Here is a 16,055-nt window from a genome sequence, read left to right on the forward strand (position 1 = left end):
GTGACCGCCTGACCCCGGCCATGCGAAAGCCCCCGCCCGCTGTCACCGGGCGAAGGGCTTCCTGTCTCATCCCTTCCCAGAGAAAGCACGAGACCGTGCATCACGGTATCAGCGGCACCACCGCCACCCACCTGGAGACACAGGCCGAGACCTTCTCCCAGCACGCCGAAGAGGCCCGAACCAGGGCATACGAGCTGGAGCAGCAGGCCGCCGAACTGAGGGGCCAGGCCGCCCGCCAAGACGCGCTTGCCTTGGACTGGCGCATCCTCACTGCGCTCGCCACCGGCACCGAGCTGCCCCGCCTTCAGCGCTCCGACGCCGACCAGCTCGCCGACATCTTCCGGGTCGGCGCGCGCATCGTCGCCGCCCATCCGGGCCTGCCCCAGCCGACGTGGTCCCCCAGCACCGACCAGCTCGCCGGGACCTTCTGGGGCCCCGATGCCGTCGACGCCCTGACCGCGTGGGCCGCCGCGTACAACGCCCCCGTCGAGGAGGACACGGTCCTGCCCGTCCCCGGCCGGGACAGTTACCGGGTCGTGATCGACGTCGAGGGCGTCCGGGTGTGGCTGCGCGCAGACCGCCCCCGAGACGCCGACGCCGCCCCTGCCTCCTCCACCACCTCGCCCAGCACCCAGAGGAGCGCCGCCTGATGCGCCGCATCCACGCCAACCGGACCCGCCGCGAGCAGACCGCGCACGCCGAGCAGACCGAACAGGCCGCCGCCGTCGAGGTCGAGGTCGACGAGCAGACCACCGAGGTCCTGGCCGACACCGACGACGTCCTCTCCGGCATCGACGAGTGCCTGTCCCCCGAAGGAACCTGCTGATGATCCCCATCGCCACCAAGACCGTGCCGACCGTGCGCGAGTCCATCACCCGCCTGCGCGAGCTGTGGCCGCTGGGCACTCGCGTCACCCACATCGAGACCGGGACCTCTGGGGTGGTCGCCCTCGTCGACCCCGACCGGGTACTCGGCACCGCCCTGCCCGGGGAAGCGTCCGCGTGGTGCCTCCTCCCCTCGAAGGTGACCGGGGACTGGCAGATCGGCAGCAGCCAGTCCCGCATCCCCGGCCGCGGCGCCGCCGTTGCGGTGGAGCTCGACACCCACGACGTGGTGTGGGTGCGGACCGACTTCCTGCTGCGCACCACCGCCCCCAAGCCCACGGGACGCCGCCGCTCCCGCAAGTCCTCCCGACGGGACCGGTGAGCCTCGTGGAGTTCGTCGTCATCGACACCAGTGAACAGGGCACGTGGATGCTCCATGACCGCGACCTCGACTTGACCGCCGAGTTGGGGGAGGAGGGACCCGCGCAGGTGCGCCTGCGCGCCGACTTCGCCGCACGCGGATGGGTCAACGACATGGGCCACATCAAGCCGGAGACGTACCCGCGCAACGTGTTCGGGAGCTGCGTGCTCGCCACCCTGGGAGCCGCACCCCTGCCCTACGCGGGCCCGGTCCTCATCACCGGGTGGGACCCCGTTGACGAGATCACCGACGTGGACGCCGCCCGCATCGAGAACGCCATCGACACGGTCCGGATCGCGCTCGCCATCGACCCCGACCCGACCGGGGTCATCCACGACACGCCGTGGGCGAGAGGACTGCGGGCGCACGCCGACGCAGTCCGCACTGCCCCGGCCCCCACCATCCAGATGATCAGGAGGCCGTGGTGAGCGCCCCGCCGATCCCCGTCCGGCTCGCCCACCGGCCCACCGTGGGCGGGCGAGTGGTCCCGTGGGTGTCGCTCGAGACAGACCGTGGCCATCACTTCGGACAGGTGGCCGAGCCCAAGCGGGAGCGCGCCCTGTACACCCGGCTGTGCCAGATCTGCGGTGACCCGCTTGACCGCGACAAGTTCGTGGTGTTCGGGCGGACCGCTGGCCGGGCCCGGGGGTACGTGGTCGAACCGGCCATGCACCCCGAGTGCGCCGCCTACTCGGCGAAGGCGTGCCCGATGCTCTCCGGGGACCTGGACCACTACCGGGCCCGCCCGGCAGACCTGTCCGAGCGGACCTCCCCGGAAGGCCATCGGTTGGTGTCCGCGCCGGACACCGCCGCTCGAGCGGGACGGCCCGCCGACACCTACTTCCAGGTGTGGGCACGAGGCACCGACTACGAACTGGCTCTCGCCGACGAGGGCGTGGTCCTCGTGTGGCCGACCGCCCCGCTGCGCATCCGCACCATCACCACCGGGGTGGCTCGCGACGCCCTGAACCTCATTACCGGGAGATAGACCATGACACGGACGTCACGGCCATCCGCTGAGACCGGGGGGCCTGCAGCGGGGGCCAAGGCACCACGGGGTGTCCAGGGGGGCCGCCCCGTCGGACCTGCGTCCGTTTCCCCGGCTGGGGCGGGGGGCACTCTCGCTCACCCTCCCGCCCCGGCCTCCCCCCACGTCACGGCCGGGCCCGCCGACCTGACCGAACACCAGCTCACGGTGCTCTACCGGAAGCTCGACACGCGCCGGGTCCGCCTGCACCGGGGCCACGCCCACCTGCAGGGGTGGGACACGCGCCGGGCGTTGACACGGATCTTCGGGTTCGGTGGGTGGTCCGACCAGGTGCTCGAGCTGACGTGCCTACGTGAGCAGACCGCTGTGGTGCCCCCGTCCGAGACGTCCGAAGGCGGGCTCCGCTGGTGGGTCACCTACCGGGCCCAGGTACGGCTCATCGTCCGCGCCATCGACGGCCAGACCCTGGGGTTCTGGGACGACGTCGCCGTGGAGGAAGCCTCCAAGCAGACCACCCACGGGGCCGCCCATGACCTCGCTGCGAAAGCAGCGGTCACCGGGGCGCTCAAGCGGGCCGCCGTGAATCTGGGCGACCAGCTCGGTATCAGCCTCTACCGGAAGGTCGCCGACAACCAGAAGGCCGAAGCCGTCGTCCTGTGGTCCGCCGCCCACCCGCCGAAGGACACGGACCTCCCCGAGGACACCGGCCCCGTCGACGACAACACGACCGACGACGCACTCGTCACCGGCCTCATGGCGTCCATTGCCTCCGCCGACAGCGCCGAAGAGCTGAATGCCCTCACCCGGCGCGTCAACGACGAGGCCCGCGCCGGCCTGGCTGACGAGTGGGTTGAACAGCTCCACGCCGCCGCCAAGCACCGGTACGCGGCACTGCCGCGCGACCCCCACCCGGAACAGGTCGCTGCTGAGCAGGATGCCGCCGCCGAGGCACCGCAGATCCCACCCCACATCAGAGGAGGCCGACGTGCCTGAACTGACACCCGCCGCGAAGGTAGCGGCCCTACGAGTCCTGTCTGACCGGGTGGGCGCTGAGTACACCGCCGCCCGCAGGGAGGCTGAGCAGGCGTTCAAGGAGATGCGCACCACCCTGGGTGTGAAGTCCCTGGACGTGCTCATGCCCTCCGGGGAGTCGGCCGGATCCCTGTCCATCACCGGCCCCAAGCGCACGATCACCTGGGACGAACCGGCGCTCGTCGACCTGGTCGAACGGGTGGCCCCAACCGAGCTGGTCGAGGAGATCGCCCCGGCCGCCCTCACGGACCGCGATCTGCTCGCCGTCCTGAAGGAGACCCGCCCGGACCTGATCCGCCGCACCGTGCAGCCCGCCCACCGCAAGAACCTCGCCGAGCTGCTGTCCGCCGACGGCACCCTCACCGACTCGACGACCGGCGAAATCGTCAAGGTCGCCGACGTGAAGATCACCCCGCCCACCGGCAGCTTCACCTTCGCCCCGGGCGACCGGGCCGAAGAGGCCGTCTTGGAGGCGTGGCACGCCGGAGAGCTCGCCGGGGTCGGCAGCTCCCTGGTGCCCGCGCTCGAACACGACCAGCCCGAACCCGTCACCGCCGCATCGGAGGCCGGTCCCCCGCCCTCCGACATCACCCCCCAGAAGGGAGACGTGTCGTGATCACCGCCATCGCCGCCGCCGTGGTCGGCGTCATCGCTGGCGTCGTCGCCACCCGCATGGTCGCCGCTCGCCGTGAGGACGTCGGTCAGCTCCACGAATTCCACATCCACCGCGAGGTGGCGACCCTGCGCGAGCAGAACGCCCGCCTGTCCCAGCACTGCGGACACTGCGGTACCGCCCGCGCCCTGCCCGCCCCCGGAGGCCCCCGATGACCGAGTTCGACCCCGAATCCGACGCCCTGGCCGACGCCCTGCTCGAGGCCCTGTTCCGACAGAGGGCCGACGCTCACAGCGCCGTCGTCCTCACCTCTGAGGAGTGGACGCCTGAGCGGGCCCTCGACATCGTCAGGGAGAAGCGGGCCCGCGACGCCGCCGAAGGGCGCACCGACGAGCACATGGACGACCACGCCCGCCACATCGCCGAGATGATCGTCGGCGACGCGGGGGTGGCCGCCGACGAGGCGTCGACCACGCTCCTGGCGATGGCCTCGCACGTGGGCACCGTGCTCGTCGCGCACGCCCAGCCCATGGACTCCACCGTGCTGCGCCTGCTGTGGGTGGTCGCCGACGAGATCGACCGCGCCCAGCACCAGCCCACGGACGGGCACTGCCCCCGCTGCGACGGCACCTGCGCCGTCCTGCGAGGACGGCCGTCATGAGCACCCGACTGCAAGCTCTGGTCGTGGTCGTGGAGATCGCCGTGCACGACCGGGTCGCCCGCCTGCGCCGCCACCTGCTGAGCACGGCGATCCACGAGGACATGCCGGGCCACCCCGAGCAGATCCGCGACATCGACCCGGAGGCGCAAGACGAGTTCGACGACCTGTGCATGGACGTCCTCGACGCCCGCCTGTTCTACCTGATGCTGCGCACGGGGTGGGCGCGGTGACCGCCCCGCCCGAGTGGCCCGCCCACATCAAGGTCGGCACGAAGGGGTTCGTCTGCTCCGGGTGCTTCAGGTACTCCGGGCTCAGCCCCGAGGACGCCGTCGCGCAGGCCCGCCTTCACCTGATCAGCCGCCACGGGTACGTCGACCGTGAGGACCTGGTCGCCGCCGTCACCGGGTGCGGGCTCGACCCCGGCGCCGCGGCGGCCGTCGTCGACCGCCTGCAGCAGCAGTTCCGGATCCTGCGGAGGTCGCGATGACCGTCACCGTGACCGTGTACGGCACCCCCGTGGGGCAGGGAGCCATCTCCTACAACAAGCAGGGCAAGGGCTACCACCGCAACGCCCGGGTGCTCGACACCTGGCGCGACACGGTGCGGGACGTGACCCTGCACGCGACCGGCCGTCACCTACACGCCGCGTGGAAGACCGCCAAGGCCCCGTGCGCACGGTGCGGGATCCGGGCCCGCGAGCACGCCGTGTTCCTGGGGCCGGTGGCCTTCGCCGCCGTCGTCACGCTCCCGCCGGTGCCCTCCGACCCCGACCGGGCCTGGCCGCTCACCCGCAGCAGCTTCGACTGGGACCACCACGGCCGCGCCCTCTCCGACGCACTGTCCGGGGTGCTGTGGGCCGACGACTCCCAGATCGTCGACGGGCGGGTCCGCAAGACCTACCCCGACCAGCTCTCTGACTCCCTCGACCGCCCCGGCGTGCTGCTGCGCGCCTGGGACCCCCGGGAGGCGACGTGACCCGCTTCCACCCCGACAGCCCCCGAGCCCTCGTCATGTGGGCCCTGCTGTCCCTCACCGTCACGCTCCTCGTCACGGAGGGATGCGCACCCGCAGACCTGCCCACCGTCACCCTGCAGTTCGGGAGGCCCTGATGTCCGCCCCAAATCCGCTCTTCGTCCAGCTCATCGAAGCACGCGAAGCCCTGGGGCTCACCCGCGCGGAGATGGCCCGACGCATGGGCTACTCCACGAGCGCCCTCCTGTACTGGGAGAAGGGGCGCACCTCGCCGTCCATCGACGTCATGCAGGACTACGCCGCCGTCGTCGGCATGTCCGTGACCGTGCAGCCCACCGAAACAACGGGTGCGGCCACCCACGACATGTTCGCCCGTACCCGCCTCACCGACGACCAGCTCGCCGCCGTCCGGCGCGCGCAGCACGAAGGGACCACCGCAGCATGATCCAACTCAAGATCATCTCGAAGGTGGGCGCCGCCGCCGAAGCCGCGCTCGAGCCGCACATCCCCCGCCTGTACGCCACCGAGGGCCTGCGCATGATGGCCATCGTCGAGCTGAAGCAGGACGACAAGAACGGTCCGGCAGCAGACTCCGACGCCGCCCGGTGGGTGAAGGTGAAGGTGACGCACCTCGAGGTGCCGGGGGAGGAGCAGGAGAGCATCATCCGCGAGGCGATGCGCGCCCTGTACCTACAGCGGACCGCGCGCGGCACCCTCACCGAGGACGGGCACATCGAACTGTCCGACGAGACGCTGCGCCTGACGGCCGGGATGCTCCACGCCGTCGAGACCGCCCGGCTGCGCGCCGGCCTGGACCACTGGGCCGGGTACATGCGCCGCCTGATGCGCAGCGGCGACCTCACCCTCACGGAGATGCGGCACGAACTGGACACCGTCGCGGACGGGCTGACCACCCTGCAGGGGCACGCCCTCGACGCCCCGGCCGAGGGGGAGTGAGCGCGATGAACCGTGACTACGTGGCGGAGATGACCGCCGCCGTGGACGCACAGACGCGGGGGAGCGACTGGGTTCCGGCCCTGGTCGCCGCCCAGCTCGTCGACCACCTGCAGGCGTCCGACCCGGACCTGTTGTCGGGGTGGCTTCACACGATGGCCCCGCACCTGGTGACCGACATGATCACCACCCGCGAGCGCAGCCTTCGCGCCACGTCCCGACGTCGGGCAGGGGCGCACGAGTTCGCCGATGCCGCCGCGGCCGGGGACGACGAGCAGCTGCGGTCGTTCGCGATCACCTACGCCGTCGACGAGCAGCACACCAGGCGCCGGGTCGCCGACATGACGGGGGCCGACCACCGGTTCGTCGCCGACGCCTACGCCCAGTCGGCGAACCGGGCGCGGATGCTCGCCACGTTCCACGAGGTGGTCGCCCGCAAGGTGGGCAGTCGCCGGACCGCTGACGTGATGAGCGAAGCCGAGTACGACCGGTTGCTTCGCTCTATCGCCCGCCCGCCCGCCGCCCCGGAGGCTGCCGCCGCCTGACTACCCGCCCTGGCACTGCCCCATCCGACCCGCGTCGACTATCCCATCCAAGCCACGCCCTCAGCTCCCCAGTGCACACCGACTACCCAGCCCACCCCGTAGCGACCCGGGGCCGACTACCCACCCCGCCGCCAACCGGCCCTCCCCGACCCTGCCCGACTGCCCATCTCACCCCAGCCCTGTGCCTGTCAGCGCTCTCCTGCCCGCTCGACTTCCCCTCCCTGCCCACCCGCGTCCCTGCCCGACTTCCCATGCCTGCCCACCCGCGTCCCTGCCCGACGTCCCGATCCACACCTGCGCCGCCCGAGCCCGAACCACCCGACTACCCAACCCCCGCCTGCCCCTGGTCTGCCCGAGCCTGCCCGACTACCCATCCCCGCTCCCCCCGCCCCGACCCGACAACCCACTGACCGAAAGGACCACCGATGACCAGCGTCTTCGCCTCCTACGCCGACAAGGCGTGGCCGTACCGCTTCGCTGGAAGCCTGCGCATCACCACCATCGCCGGAGGCACCCCCTCAGACCCGAAGGTTGCCGAGGGGTGGCTCAAGACGAAGCTCGCCGACAAGGACGACCTGATCCGAGAGAAGGTCGCCGAGGTGATGATCGAGCGCGGCATCACCGCCGACGAGGCCGCGCGCGAGGTCGACACCCTGAAGCACCTCAACGGGTTCAAGCGCGACGAGAACGGCCTCTACATCGAGGGCCGCCAGCTCAAGGCCGCCCTCAAGGAAGCCGCGTCCGTCGCCGTCGCCAGCGGCAAGCTCACCGCCCGGGGCTGGGGCAAGACCAACAAGGGCCTGTTGTCGTACCTGGCCGAGCACGTGGTCGTTGTCGAAGACCGCCTCCACCTCGGGACCTTCGAGGCCACCGGGATCATGCAGCGGTTTGTCCACACCTTCCGTGGCACCGGCATCCAGTACGAGGAGTACGTCTCCGACGCGCGTGTGGACTTCACCGTCATCACCGACCACGACTTCACCGCCGAGCAGTGGGCGCTGATCTGGCTCACCGGCGAACAGCAGGGCATCGGCGCGTCCCGCTCGCAGGGCTTCGGCCGCTACACCGTCACCCGCTGGGACGCCCAGCCCGCCGCATAGACCCGCGCCGGGGCGCGGCGAGCCACCGAGCCCGCGCCTCGACGCGACCACCCCACCCGTCCGTCCTCATCGAGGAGGAACCCCGATGCCGCGTATCCGGAGCGTCAAGCCCGAGATGTGGGACGACCGCAAGCTGGCCCGGTCGGTGTCCAGGGACGGCCGCCTGCTCTACATCGGCCTGTGGAACCACGCCGACGAGCACGCCCGCGTCCAGGGCGACCCGAGGTTCGTGAAGGGCCGGGTCTTCCCCTACGAGGACGACCTGGACGAGGAAGCCGTCGACGACCTCCTGGACGAGCTGGCCACCGCAGGCCGCATCGTCCGCTACACGGTGGACGGCGACCCGTACCTGTTCCTGCCCAAGCTCGACAAGCACCAGCGGCTGGAAGCGGCGAAGGTCCCGTCCCGCCTCCCCTCCCCGGCCGACGCCGACCCCGCGCAGATCCGCGCAGACGAGTCCGCGCGCGGCGAATCGGACATCGGAGGAGCCCAGGACCCCCCTGCAGGGGATACGGAGGGCACGTCGAGCGAGGGCGAGCAGGACCCTCACGCCCCTGACACGCCCTCTGAGGACCCCTCAGGGGAACGCGAGGGCACACCTGACCCTGCAGCGAGGGCACCCCAGGTCAACGCCCCTACGCAGGAGGACCCCGACGAGTTTGCGCGCGACGCAGACGAGTCCGAGCGGAATGTCGCTTTAGCAGGTGGCAGGGAGCAGGTGGCAGGGAGCAGGGAGCAGGGGGGTGCGGGGGGTGGTGCGCCCGAACCCGACCCGGGCCCCCACGCCGACCCCGATCCGGCCAAGAAGGCCCGGCGAGGCAGCGGCACCCGCTTGCCTGATGACTTCGCCGTCACCGACGAGATGGCCGCGTGGGCGCGAGAGAAGGCACCCTCGTGCGGCTCTGAGGACCATGCCGCGTTCTGCGACTACTGGCGGGCCAAGCCCGGCAAGGACGGCCGGAAAACCGACTGGATCGCGACCTGGCGGAACTGGATGCGACGCGAACACGAACGCCGCGCCTCTCGAGGCCAACCCCGCACACCCGGATCAACACCCCGCGAGACGGTCTTCGACCGAGCCCGCCAGCGCCTGAACGCCGCAACACCTGGAGGTGCACCATGACCCCGGACGAGGCCGTCACGCTCGCTGAGAAGGCCGCCGCGTGCTGCCCGCAGCAGCGGTTCAACGAGGAAACACCCGACGCCTGGTTCTCCTTGTTGGCCGACCTGCCCTTCGCCGACGCCCTGCAGGGCCTGTGGCGGGCCGCCCGTGAGAAGCCGTTCGTGTCCCCGGCCGAGATCCGCCACCACGTGCGGATGATCCGCCGCGAACGCCTGCGCAACGCCGACCGGATGCTGCCCGCCGTCGACCCCGACGCGAAGGACTACTCCGCCCGCTTCCAACGGCACCTGCGCGCCCTTGCCGACGGCAAGCAGGTCGGGCTTGCCCTGATGCCCGGGGCCCGCACCACCACCGGTCCCACGGAGGAGTACACGGCCGCCCGCGCTGCGCACGCCCCGCACCGGGAAGCACCCACCCCGCCGACCATCACCGTCGCCTCGTCAACGCCCTGGTGCGGGAAGTGCCACGACACCACCCGCACCCGCACGCGGGTCGTCGACCGCCAGCTGGTGCGCGTGCCCTGCCCCGTGTGCGGGCCCGACACCTCACCACCGGGGGCGGCATGACCACCCGGGACCAGGCCCGCGCCCAGGCCGTCAAGCTCATCGCCTCCCGGGTCTCCGAACGCGACCGCGCCGGCCGGGGGGACCGCGCCGACGCGGAGCCGTTCGCCGCGTCCGTGCTCGCTGAGCTGGCCGCGATCGGGTTCCGGTACGTGCCCGCCCTCCGCCCTCCGGGCCGGGCTGACACACCGCCCGCCACCCCGGAGCAGGCCCGCGCCTACGCCGACACCGCCCGCCGCAAGATCACCCACCCACGCGAGCAGCCATGACCGCAGACCACCAGCCCGCCCCCGCCGCCCACGTGCTCGCAGCGGTGACCGCCGCCGCCGACGCCATGGGCCACCTCGCCGAAGCGCTGCGCACAGGCGACCACGCCCACCTGCGCGCGTGCCACCGGGACCTCCGCCGCGCCCAGGGCCACGCCGACCAGCTCGAGGAGGACCGGTGATCCACCCCGACGAACCCCTCGGGGATCCCGGCGACTGGCCCGACGAGATGTGGGAGTACCTCGAAGAGCTGGAGGACGACGGCGACATCGAGGCGTGGGAGGCCGACATCCACGCCGGGCCGCCGCCGCGACCGGTCAGCAACATCGACCGCCCCGACCTGTTCGGTCCCGTCCCCGACGGGTGGCCCGCCTGGCGGCCACGCGAGACCGACTCCGCCCAGTGGAGGCGGCGATGAAACCCGACCATGCCGCGTGGGTGCGCGAGCACGCGTGGACACCCCCCATGCGCCGCACCTACCTGACCACCCCGGGCGTGTACACCCGGTGCGCCTGTGAGGGGGCCCAGACCGGGCACTGCTCGCAGGGCCGCCACCGTGCGTGCGGGCGCGGCACCCCCCTCCGTTCGGTGGAGACCTACGTGTGCACACCCGACGGGCTGGTCACCAACCTGCCCGAGCTGTTCCGCCACGCCACGGACACCAGCGCCACCGGCCCCTACCGGACCAGCGCTGCACAGGTCTGGCTCGCCGACCGGGTGTGTCGCTGGACCTGCCCCTGTACCTGCCACACCGGCCCCATCCAGATGAGCCTGTTCGACCTGACCGAGGAGATCCGTTGACGCACCCCACCCTGAACACCCCCGACCTCGCCGCGTTCGCCGCCGCCGTGGACGCCGAACGCCAGCGGCAGCTCGCCCAGCGCGGGGAACACGACCTCCCCGACGGCACCGGCGGGCAGGCCGCCCAGACCGGCCTCGCGCTGGCCCGAGCCGACTGCGAGACGGCCGCCCGCCACGGCCACACCACCTGGACACACCACCTCGAAGAGGCGGCCTGGCGCGTGTTCGCCGCCTCCGACCCTGAGGAGCTGCGCACCGGCCTGGTCCAGGTCGCCGCCGTGTGCGCCGCCTGGTACGCCCACCTCGACCGGCGGGGAGGCGGCTCATGACCTCCATCGAGTGGACCGGTGTCACCTGGAACCCCACCACCGGATGCGACCGGGTCAGCCCCGGGTGCGACCGCTGCTACGCCCTGACGATGGCCGGACGCCTCAAGGCCATCGGCTCACCCAAGTACCAGGCCGACGGGGACGCTCGCACGTCCGGGCCCGGGTTCGAGCTCACCGTCCACCCCGACACGCTCACCGCGCCCCTGCACTGGACCGCGCCCCGCACCGTCTTCGTCAACTCCATGTCCGACCTGTTCCACGACCGGGTGCCGCTCGAGTTCATCGCGCGGGTGTGGGCGGTCATGGCCGCCACCCCCCGCCACACCTACCAGGTCCTCACCAAACGGCACGCCCGCCTGCGGTCCGTGCTCACCTCAGAGAGGTTCCGGGTGGCGTTCTACGCCGCCCACCGCGAGTACGCGGGCATCGAGCTGTTCCCACCCCTGTGGCCCGCCCCGAACGTGTGGGTCGGGGTGTCCGCCGAAGATCAGAAGTGGGCGGACATCCGCATCCCCGCCCTGATGCAGACCCCGGCCGCGGTTCGGTTCGTCTCCGCCGAACCCCTCATCGGACCCCTGAGCCTGCACCGTGGCCACGCCCACTGCCCGACCCACGACACCCGAGGAGGACGCTGCTCGGGCTCGTGCTCCGACCTCCGCACCCCCGACTGGGTGATCATCGGCGGCGAGTCCGGGCCCGGCGCCCGACCCCTCGACCTGGAATGGGTGCGCGACCTACGTGACCAGGCCCGCCGTGTGAGCGCTGCGGTGTTCGTCAAGCAGCTCGGGAGCGGATGGGCCCGCCAGGCCGGCGCCCAGGGCAAAGGCACCCACCCCGCTGACTGGCCGCAGGACCTGCGGGTCCGGCAGATGCCACCCCGGGGCGGCCGGGGGAGGGCGGTGTGACGCCCATGACCCCGGCCGAACGCCGGATCCACGCCGCCCGAGGCCGCGCCCGCCGCCGGGCCATCGCCGAAGGACGACCGACCACCACCAAGATCGACTCCGCAGCGGCCCGCGCGCACATCCAGCAGCTCCAGCACATCGGGATCGGCCCCAAGCGCCTCTCGGAGCTGTCCGAGGTGCCCGTCGCCACCATCCACCACATCCTGTGGGGCACCGGCCGTGCCCCCTCGCGCCGCACCGAGGCGACGATCGCCGCCGCGATTCTCTCCGTCCCCGCAGACCCGTTCCTGGCCGCCCCCGGGGCCGTCATCGACTCCCCGGGCACCCGCCGTCGCCTGTGGGCGCTGATCGCCGCCGGGTGGTCCACCGCCGAGCTGGCCCGCCGACTGGGCGTGGCGGCACCCAACCTGCGCCCGATCCTCCTGCACCGGACCCGTGTGGAGTGCCGGACCGCGCTCGCCGTGCGCGACCTGCTCGAGGAGCTGTGGGACGTCGCACCGCCCCAGGACACCCCCCGGCAGAAGCGCGCCGTCCGCGAGGCCCGCGCCCGCGCCCGCGCCGCCGGGTGGCCCACCGCAGCCGGGTGGGACGACGAGGACATCGACCTTCCGGAAGAGGAGCTGCAGGCCAAGCTCGCCGCGCTCGCCGCGGACATGGACACCGACCAACTCGCCGCTGCCCGCCAAGCCCGCTACACGGGCCGCGACCTGTCCCCACGCATCAAGGCCGCCGCCACCGAATACGCGCGCCGCAAGGCCGCCGACACCCAAAAGGACCCTGACGTGACCGCCACACCCGAACCGGCCGCGACCCTGCCCGCGCTCGCCGTGCCCTGCCCCTACTGCGGGGCCGCCGCCGGAGACCTGTGCACCAGCCACTCCGGCACGCGCGTCCGCCGGACCAGCGTGCACCAGGACCGGACCGCCGCCTACCGCGCTCGGGAGGTCGCCGACGACGACTGCGTGGACCGCCACGGCGTCGTCTGGCCCGAACACGATTTCCCGCCTGCGGACCACGGCGGCGACTGCCGCCGCTGCGACGCCGAAGCCGCTGACGACCCTGAGACCACCGGAGGTACCACCGCATGACCCGCCTGATCGACCACACCACTGCCACGGCCTGCCACCCCTGGCCCGACGACGTCTACCTGCAGGGCGGGGAGCACGGCGTCGTCATGCGCCCCGACTCCGCAGGCGGTCCCTACACGACGGCGTTCGTCGAGATATTCCCTCTCGGGACGTTCCTGCGCGGGGAGGGGCCCACCATCGAGGCCGCCGAAGACGCCTGCTGGAAGAAGTACTTGACCTGGCGGGACTGCGACGGCACCGGTGAGCCCCACGGCCCGTTCGAGGCCCGCGGCTACGCCAACGGCTGCGGGCACTGCACCCGGTGCGGCACCTGGATGACCGGGGTCCTGCCCGTCCAACCAGCCGACCCCGACCGCGAGCCCGGCCCACTGGAGAACGCGCTCCTCGGCGACGACGAGGCCCTCGGCGAGATCCTCGGCACCGTCGCCCGCGCCGACGACCTGCCCGACGGTCCCCGAGGCGATGCCGCATGACCGCCGATGAGCTGTACGAGGACCTGCGCGCGGTCATCGAGGCGGGCAAAGGCGACCTGCGGGTGCTCCTGACCGACATCGACGACCAGGGGCACGGGCTCGTCTACGAACCCGTGGACGGCGGTGTCGGCCTCCTGCTGGGCGACGACGACCGCGACTGGGTCGGCATCGACCTGCGCCTGGCCGACACGAGCACGGAGGCCGACACGTGAGTCACTGCCGCATCTGCCGCCTGCCCAAGGCCGACCACGGCCCCCACCGCAACGGCCTCGTCTACGCCGACCCCTACGGGTGGCACACCTACACCAGCGACCACACGACCCTGACCGGGGCGCCGCCGCCTGACAGCCCGCGCCGGGCCGCAGCCGCCGCTGCCACGGCGCCCCGGATCAGCGTGCACCCGGTCGACGCGGACTCCCTCGCGCTCTTCTTCGGCACCGACGTTGCCCGCCAGGCCACTACGGCCCGCACTTCCCTGCCGCACCGGGTCCCCGGAGCGTCCCTGAACCCGCCCCCCGCCGCCCGCTGGTGGCACCGACTTCTCGGAGGAACCCGATGAGCACCCACCCGACCCTCGAAGACCGGCCCGCCCAGGTGCTGCCCACCTTCCTCATGGAGGTGTCGTTCACTCGCCTTGACCGTGAGAACGAGCAGATGCGCGCGTCCGCGTCCGGTAGCCAAACCTTCGTCACCCGCATGGCGGAAGCCGCAGCGAGTGCGTTCGAGGAAGAGGTGACCCGCTGATGCCCGAACCCGACGACACCCTGCGGAGCATCGACGCGACCGTGGAGATGTGGGAGCGGCGCAGCGACGCCATGGCGTGGCGGTCAGACGCCGTCGCCGCCATCGACCACAGCGGCCTGCCGCTCACCTCGGAGAACCCGAAGGGAGACCACACGTGAGCGTGTGCGAAGGCCCCTGCAACCGCGTCTGGCGTCAGGGGAGGGAAACGTTCGTCGCTGCCCTGACCGCCTGGGAGGAGACCACCCCCGACGAGCGTGGCGACCGCCCCATCCCACCCGACGTCATCCCCACCCCCGGAGAGCCCGTGTGGTGCCGGGGGTGCGCGGGCAGCATCCGCCGGGCCCTGGCCGACCTGGACAACCTCGCACCCTTGGTCGCTGCGACGTCCGACGGATACCGCACCCGCGCCGACGACTCCGACCGGGTCCGCACCTCCCAGACCGCCCCCTCGCCCAGCCCGGCCGCCGACGTCCTCGACGAGCTGTACGGGTACCTGTCCCGCATCGAAGCCCAGTGGCGGGAAGCACGAGGGTACGGGGCCCGGCCCGAACGCTCCCGTGGGGCCCCGGCGTTGACCATCGTCGTGTCCTGGCTCGGCGCCCACCTGGACAACATCCTCGCCGACCCCGGCAGCGTCGGATTCGGGCAGAGCGTCCTGCGGTGGCAGCGCCACCTGCAGACCCTCGCCAAGGCCCGCCCCGAGGGGCGCAGGAAGCCCGTCCCGTGCCCGCGCTGCGACCGCCGCACGCTCGTGCACGAGATCGACCGCGACCTGGTCCGCTGCGAGGCCGCCGACTGCGGCCGGGTCATGTCCACCGACGAGTACGACGCGATCGTCGCCGACCGCACCCAGCGGGCCGCCTCATGAGCGGCGCCGACGAGGTCCTGGACCTCATCGACACCACCCTGAACGACTGGACGGTCGGGCCCGACGCCATGCGCAGCGCCCCCGCGACCAACACCCCGCCGGAAGGGGCGGCGACCCTGTCCGTCGAGGTGTCCTTCGAGCACTTCCGCACGCAGATCACCGAGGCACGGGAGGCCATGCGGCCCGTCTTCGAGCAAGCACGCGAAGCCGTGAGGACTGCCTACCGACAGGTCCGCACAGCCCAGTGGGCCCTGTGCCCGCACCCACCACAAGACCCCGACCCGAAGGCGTGGACCGCGTTCACCGACAGGCCGGCGCTTCACTCGCGAGCCCACCGCCGCCGCGGCCCCGACCCCCGGCGCATCAGCGTCCGCCGCGTCCCCGCACGCACCGGGAGGAGGCCGTGACCGCCACACGAGCGCCCTGCGAGCACACCGACGCCCTACCGGTCGAATCCGCCGTCACCGGCACCACCCTCGCCTACCTGTGCCCGGACTGCGACGCCCAGCTCCCCGCCGACTTCGGGGTGGAGTTCGCCGCCCGCCGCGCCGCACGGGCCCGCCAGGAAGCGTGCTCGCACGAGGAGACCATCGAGATCACCTCTTGGGGCAAGCGCCTGGTCCGGTGGGCCTGTGCACGCTGCGGAATCACCCTGCCCCGCCACGCCGAAGGCGGACTCATCACCGAACCGCGCCACCCAGGCGAGGACGACATCGCGGTGTGGCTCTCACCCGGTGGCCACTTCGAGGAAGACCGCTGACCACCACACGACCGAAAGAGGAACC

At 72.4% G+C, this 16,055-nt stretch carries 34 protein-coding genes; all 34 read left to right on the forward strand.

All coding sequences use genetic code 11. The features are described 5' to 3' along the window. The first annotated feature begins 95 nt into the window (after positions 1–95). Complete coding sequence (locus ACFQBR_RS15265) at positions 96–650, forward strand: hypothetical protein (RefSeq protein ID WP_344176801.1); 555 nt, start codon at positions 96–98, stop codon at positions 648–650. Then, positions 650–826, forward strand: coding sequence for a hypothetical protein (locus ACFQBR_RS15270; protein WP_344176803.1), 177 nt, complete (start codon positions 650–652; stop codon positions 824–826). The genes ACFQBR_RS15265 and ACFQBR_RS15270 overlap by 1 nt, the downstream gene beginning before the upstream one ends. Then, on the forward strand, positions 826–1,206 hold the full coding sequence (locus tag ACFQBR_RS15275; RefSeq protein ID WP_344176805.1) for a hypothetical protein: 381 nt from the start codon (positions 826–828) through the stop codon (positions 1,204–1,206). The genes ACFQBR_RS15270 and ACFQBR_RS15275 overlap by 1 nt, the downstream gene beginning before the upstream one ends. Beyond that, complete coding sequence (locus ACFQBR_RS15280; protein ID WP_344176807.1) at positions 1,203–1,673, forward strand: hypothetical protein; 471 nt, start codon at positions 1,203–1,205, stop codon at positions 1,671–1,673. The genes ACFQBR_RS15275 and ACFQBR_RS15280 overlap by 4 nt, the downstream gene beginning before the upstream one ends. Next, positions 1,670–2,233: a hypothetical protein gene (locus tag ACFQBR_RS15285; RefSeq protein ID WP_344176809.1), complete on the forward strand. Its 564-nt coding sequence runs from the start codon at positions 1,670–1,672 to the stop codon at positions 2,231–2,233. Before ACFQBR_RS15280 ends, ACFQBR_RS15285 begins: the two co-directional genes overlap by 4 nt. 207 nt (positions 2,234–2,440) lie before the next feature. Beyond that, the gene (locus ACFQBR_RS15290; protein WP_344176811.1) at positions 2,441–3,226 is read left to right on the forward strand and encodes a Rad52/Rad22 family DNA repair protein; all 786 of its coding nucleotides are present in this window, start codon (positions 2,441–2,443) and stop codon (positions 3,224–3,226) included. Further along, positions 3,219–3,881, forward strand: coding sequence for a hypothetical protein (locus tag ACFQBR_RS15295; RefSeq protein WP_344176814.1), 663 nt, complete (start codon positions 3,219–3,221; stop codon positions 3,879–3,881). Before ACFQBR_RS15290 ends, ACFQBR_RS15295 begins: the two co-directional genes overlap by 8 nt. Beyond that, on the forward strand, positions 3,878–4,093 hold the full coding sequence (locus ACFQBR_RS15300; RefSeq protein ID WP_344176816.1) for a hypothetical protein: 216 nt from the start codon (positions 3,878–3,880) through the stop codon (positions 4,091–4,093). Before ACFQBR_RS15295 ends, ACFQBR_RS15300 begins: the two co-directional genes overlap by 4 nt. Then, positions 4,090–4,539: a hypothetical protein gene (locus ACFQBR_RS15305; RefSeq protein ID WP_344176818.1), complete on the forward strand. Its 450-nt coding sequence runs from the start codon at positions 4,090–4,092 to the stop codon at positions 4,537–4,539. Before ACFQBR_RS15300 ends, ACFQBR_RS15305 begins: the two co-directional genes overlap by 4 nt. Beyond that, positions 4,536–4,769 carry a hypothetical protein gene (locus ACFQBR_RS15310; protein WP_344176820.1) on the forward strand — a complete coding sequence of 78 codons (234 nt, stop codon included), beginning with the start codon at positions 4,536–4,538 and terminating at the stop codon, positions 4,767–4,769. The genes ACFQBR_RS15305 and ACFQBR_RS15310 overlap by 4 nt, the downstream gene beginning before the upstream one ends. Continuing rightward, complete coding sequence (locus ACFQBR_RS15315; RefSeq protein ID WP_344176823.1) at positions 4,766–5,026, forward strand: hypothetical protein; 261 nt, start codon at positions 4,766–4,768, stop codon at positions 5,024–5,026. The genes ACFQBR_RS15310 and ACFQBR_RS15315 overlap by 4 nt, the downstream gene beginning before the upstream one ends. Continuing rightward, positions 5,023–5,514 carry a RusA family crossover junction endodeoxyribonuclease gene (locus ACFQBR_RS15320; RefSeq protein WP_344176825.1) on the forward strand — a complete coding sequence of 164 codons (492 nt, stop codon included), beginning with the start codon at positions 5,023–5,025 and terminating at the stop codon, positions 5,512–5,514. Before ACFQBR_RS15315 ends, ACFQBR_RS15320 begins: the two co-directional genes overlap by 4 nt. Beyond that, positions 5,511–5,648, forward strand: coding sequence for a hypothetical protein (locus tag ACFQBR_RS15325; RefSeq protein ID WP_344176827.1), 138 nt, complete (start codon positions 5,511–5,513; stop codon positions 5,646–5,648). Before ACFQBR_RS15320 ends, ACFQBR_RS15325 begins: the two co-directional genes overlap by 4 nt. Then, entirely contained in the window at positions 5,648–5,956 is a 309-nt protein-coding gene (locus tag ACFQBR_RS15330) for a helix-turn-helix domain-containing protein (protein ID WP_344176830.1), read from the forward strand. The genes ACFQBR_RS15325 and ACFQBR_RS15330 overlap by 1 nt, the downstream gene beginning before the upstream one ends. After that, on the forward strand, positions 5,953–6,468 hold the full coding sequence (locus tag ACFQBR_RS15335; protein ID WP_344176832.1) for a hypothetical protein: 516 nt from the start codon (positions 5,953–5,955) through the stop codon (positions 6,466–6,468). Before ACFQBR_RS15330 ends, ACFQBR_RS15335 begins: the two co-directional genes overlap by 4 nt. Before the next feature lie 5 nt (positions 6,469–6,473). Then, the gene (locus ACFQBR_RS15340; RefSeq protein ID WP_344176834.1) at positions 6,474–7,010 is read left to right on the forward strand and encodes a hypothetical protein; all 537 of its coding nucleotides are present in this window, start codon (positions 6,474–6,476) and stop codon (positions 7,008–7,010) included. Positions 7,011–7,435: 425 nt separating this feature from the next. Beyond that, positions 7,436–8,110, forward strand: coding sequence for a hypothetical protein (locus ACFQBR_RS15345; protein WP_344176836.1), 675 nt, complete (start codon positions 7,436–7,438; stop codon positions 8,108–8,110). A gap of 85 nt (positions 8,111–8,195) precedes the next feature. After that, the gene (locus ACFQBR_RS15350; protein ID WP_344176838.1) at positions 8,196–9,233 is read left to right on the forward strand and encodes a dihydrolipoyllysine-residue succinyltransferase component of 2-oxoglutarate dehydrogenase complex; all 1,038 of its coding nucleotides are present in this window, start codon (positions 8,196–8,198) and stop codon (positions 9,231–9,233) included. Next, positions 9,230–9,799, forward strand: a complete 570-nt coding sequence (locus ACFQBR_RS15355; protein ID WP_344176840.1) for a hypothetical protein — start codon at positions 9,230–9,232, stop codon at positions 9,797–9,799. The genes ACFQBR_RS15350 and ACFQBR_RS15355 overlap by 4 nt, the downstream gene beginning before the upstream one ends. Then, entirely contained in the window at positions 9,796–10,065 is a 270-nt protein-coding gene (locus ACFQBR_RS15360; protein ID WP_344176843.1) for a hypothetical protein, read from the forward strand. Before ACFQBR_RS15355 ends, ACFQBR_RS15360 begins: the two co-directional genes overlap by 4 nt. Continuing rightward, positions 10,062–10,244 carry a hypothetical protein gene (locus ACFQBR_RS15365; RefSeq protein WP_344176846.1) on the forward strand — a complete coding sequence of 61 codons (183 nt, stop codon included), beginning with the start codon at positions 10,062–10,064 and terminating at the stop codon, positions 10,242–10,244. Before ACFQBR_RS15360 ends, ACFQBR_RS15365 begins: the two co-directional genes overlap by 4 nt. Continuing rightward, entirely contained in the window at positions 10,241–10,480 is a 240-nt protein-coding gene (locus ACFQBR_RS15370) for a hypothetical protein (RefSeq protein WP_344176848.1), read from the forward strand. The genes ACFQBR_RS15365 and ACFQBR_RS15370 overlap by 4 nt, the downstream gene beginning before the upstream one ends. Beyond that, positions 10,477–10,863 (forward strand): DUF6248 family natural product biosynthesis protein, encoded by a 387-nt coding sequence (locus tag ACFQBR_RS15375; protein ID WP_344176850.1) that lies wholly within the window; start codon positions 10,477–10,479, stop codon positions 10,861–10,863. Before ACFQBR_RS15370 ends, ACFQBR_RS15375 begins: the two co-directional genes overlap by 4 nt. Then, positions 10,860–11,192, forward strand: coding sequence for a hypothetical protein (locus ACFQBR_RS15380; protein WP_344176852.1), 333 nt, complete (start codon positions 10,860–10,862; stop codon positions 11,190–11,192). The genes ACFQBR_RS15375 and ACFQBR_RS15380 overlap by 4 nt, the downstream gene beginning before the upstream one ends. Next, positions 11,189–12,097 (forward strand): DUF5131 family protein, encoded by a 909-nt coding sequence (locus ACFQBR_RS15385; protein ID WP_344176855.1) that lies wholly within the window; start codon positions 11,189–11,191, stop codon positions 12,095–12,097. Before ACFQBR_RS15380 ends, ACFQBR_RS15385 begins: the two co-directional genes overlap by 4 nt. 5 nt (positions 12,098–12,102) lie before the next feature. Beyond that, on the forward strand, positions 12,103–13,185 hold the full coding sequence (locus ACFQBR_RS15390) for a zinc finger domain-containing protein (protein WP_465264165.1): 1,083 nt from the start codon (positions 12,103–12,105) through the stop codon (positions 13,183–13,185). Beyond that, positions 13,182–13,658, forward strand: coding sequence for a hypothetical protein (locus tag ACFQBR_RS15395; protein WP_344176859.1), 477 nt, complete (start codon positions 13,182–13,184; stop codon positions 13,656–13,658). Before ACFQBR_RS15390 ends, ACFQBR_RS15395 begins: the two co-directional genes overlap by 4 nt. Beyond that, a complete protein-coding gene (locus ACFQBR_RS15400; protein WP_344176862.1) occupies positions 13,655–13,870 on the forward strand; it encodes a hypothetical protein in 216 nt (71 codons plus the stop codon). The genes ACFQBR_RS15395 and ACFQBR_RS15400 overlap by 4 nt, the downstream gene beginning before the upstream one ends. Continuing rightward, positions 13,867–14,217: a hypothetical protein gene (locus tag ACFQBR_RS15405; protein WP_344176864.1), complete on the forward strand. Its 351-nt coding sequence runs from the start codon at positions 13,867–13,869 to the stop codon at positions 14,215–14,217. The genes ACFQBR_RS15400 and ACFQBR_RS15405 overlap by 4 nt, the downstream gene beginning before the upstream one ends. Next, positions 14,214–14,402 (forward strand): hypothetical protein, encoded by a 189-nt coding sequence (locus ACFQBR_RS15410; protein WP_344176867.1) that lies wholly within the window; start codon positions 14,214–14,216, stop codon positions 14,400–14,402. Before ACFQBR_RS15405 ends, ACFQBR_RS15410 begins: the two co-directional genes overlap by 4 nt. Beyond that, positions 14,402–14,560: a hypothetical protein gene (locus ACFQBR_RS15415; RefSeq protein ID WP_344176869.1), complete on the forward strand. Its 159-nt coding sequence runs from the start codon at positions 14,402–14,404 to the stop codon at positions 14,558–14,560. The genes ACFQBR_RS15410 and ACFQBR_RS15415 overlap by 1 nt, the downstream gene beginning before the upstream one ends. Then, positions 14,557–15,270, forward strand: a complete 714-nt coding sequence (locus ACFQBR_RS15420; RefSeq protein ID WP_344176871.1) for a hypothetical protein — start codon at positions 14,557–14,559, stop codon at positions 15,268–15,270. Before ACFQBR_RS15415 ends, ACFQBR_RS15420 begins: the two co-directional genes overlap by 4 nt. Then, entirely contained in the window at positions 15,267–15,677 is a 411-nt protein-coding gene (locus ACFQBR_RS15425; protein WP_344176873.1) for a hypothetical protein, read from the forward strand. Before ACFQBR_RS15420 ends, ACFQBR_RS15425 begins: the two co-directional genes overlap by 4 nt. Further along, the gene (locus ACFQBR_RS15430) at positions 15,674–16,030 is read left to right on the forward strand and encodes a hypothetical protein (protein WP_344176875.1); all 357 of its coding nucleotides are present in this window, start codon (positions 15,674–15,676) and stop codon (positions 16,028–16,030) included. Before ACFQBR_RS15425 ends, ACFQBR_RS15430 begins: the two co-directional genes overlap by 4 nt. Positions 16,031–16,055: the final 25 nt, after the last annotated feature.

This window comes from Nocardiopsis tropica (assembly GCF_042660575.1).
Classification (GTDB): domain Bacteria; phylum Actinomycetota; class Actinomycetes; order Streptosporangiales; family Streptosporangiaceae; genus Nocardiopsis; species Nocardiopsis tropica.

Excerpts from the sequence above, each read along its gene's own strand:
- ACFQBR_RS15270 (WP_344176803.1), top strand. The coding sequence starts at position 650 with ATGCGCCGCATCCACGCCAACCGGACCCGCCGCGAGCAGACCGCGCAC.
- ACFQBR_RS15275 (WP_344176805.1), top strand. The coding sequence starts at position 826 with ATGATCCCCATCGCCACCAAGACCGTGCCGACCGTGCGCGAGTCCATC.
- ACFQBR_RS15305 (WP_344176818.1), top strand. The coding sequence starts at position 4,090 with ATGACCGAGTTCGACCCCGAATCCGACGCCCTGGCCGACGCCCTGCTC.
- ACFQBR_RS15310 (WP_344176820.1), top strand. The coding sequence starts at position 4,536 with ATGAGCACCCGACTGCAAGCTCTGGTCGTGGTCGTGGAGATCGCCGTG.
- ACFQBR_RS15320 (WP_344176825.1), top strand. The coding sequence starts at position 5,023 with ATGACCGTCACCGTGACCGTGTACGGCACCCCCGTGGGGCAGGGAGCC.
- ACFQBR_RS15330 (WP_344176830.1), top strand. The coding sequence starts at position 5,648 with ATGTCCGCCCCAAATCCGCTCTTCGTCCAGCTCATCGAAGCACGCGAA.
- ACFQBR_RS15335 (WP_344176832.1), top strand. The coding sequence starts at position 5,953 with ATGATCCAACTCAAGATCATCTCGAAGGTGGGCGCCGCCGCCGAAGCC.
- ACFQBR_RS15340 (WP_344176834.1), top strand. The coding sequence starts at position 6,474 with ATGAACCGTGACTACGTGGCGGAGATGACCGCCGCCGTGGACGCACAG.
- ACFQBR_RS15345 (WP_344176836.1), top strand. The coding sequence starts at position 7,436 with ATGACCAGCGTCTTCGCCTCCTACGCCGACAAGGCGTGGCCGTACCGC.
- ACFQBR_RS15350 (WP_344176838.1), top strand. The coding sequence starts at position 8,196 with ATGCCGCGTATCCGGAGCGTCAAGCCCGAGATGTGGGACGACCGCAAG.
- ACFQBR_RS15355 (WP_344176840.1), top strand. The coding sequence starts at position 9,230 with ATGACCCCGGACGAGGCCGTCACGCTCGCTGAGAAGGCCGCCGCGTGC.
- ACFQBR_RS15360 (WP_344176843.1), top strand. The coding sequence starts at position 9,796 with ATGACCACCCGGGACCAGGCCCGCGCCCAGGCCGTCAAGCTCATCGCC.
- ACFQBR_RS15365 (WP_344176846.1), top strand. The coding sequence starts at position 10,062 with ATGACCGCAGACCACCAGCCCGCCCCCGCCGCCCACGTGCTCGCAGCG.
- ACFQBR_RS15375 (WP_344176850.1), top strand. The coding sequence starts at position 10,477 with ATGAAACCCGACCATGCCGCGTGGGTGCGCGAGCACGCGTGGACACCC.
- ACFQBR_RS15385 (WP_344176855.1), top strand. The coding sequence starts at position 11,189 with ATGACCTCCATCGAGTGGACCGGTGTCACCTGGAACCCCACCACCGGA.
- ACFQBR_RS15390 (WP_465264165.1), top strand. The coding sequence starts at position 12,103 with ATGACCCCGGCCGAACGCCGGATCCACGCCGCCCGAGGCCGCGCCCGC.
- ACFQBR_RS15395 (WP_344176859.1), top strand. The coding sequence starts at position 13,182 with ATGACCCGCCTGATCGACCACACCACTGCCACGGCCTGCCACCCCTGG.
- ACFQBR_RS15400 (WP_344176862.1), top strand. The coding sequence starts at position 13,655 with ATGACCGCCGATGAGCTGTACGAGGACCTGCGCGCGGTCATCGAGGCG.
- ACFQBR_RS15410 (WP_344176867.1), top strand. The coding sequence starts at position 14,214 with ATGAGCACCCACCCGACCCTCGAAGACCGGCCCGCCCAGGTGCTGCCC.
- ACFQBR_RS15415 (WP_344176869.1), top strand. The coding sequence starts at position 14,402 with ATGCCCGAACCCGACGACACCCTGCGGAGCATCGACGCGACCGTGGAG.
- ACFQBR_RS15425 (WP_344176873.1), top strand. The coding sequence starts at position 15,267 with ATGAGCGGCGCCGACGAGGTCCTGGACCTCATCGACACCACCCTGAAC.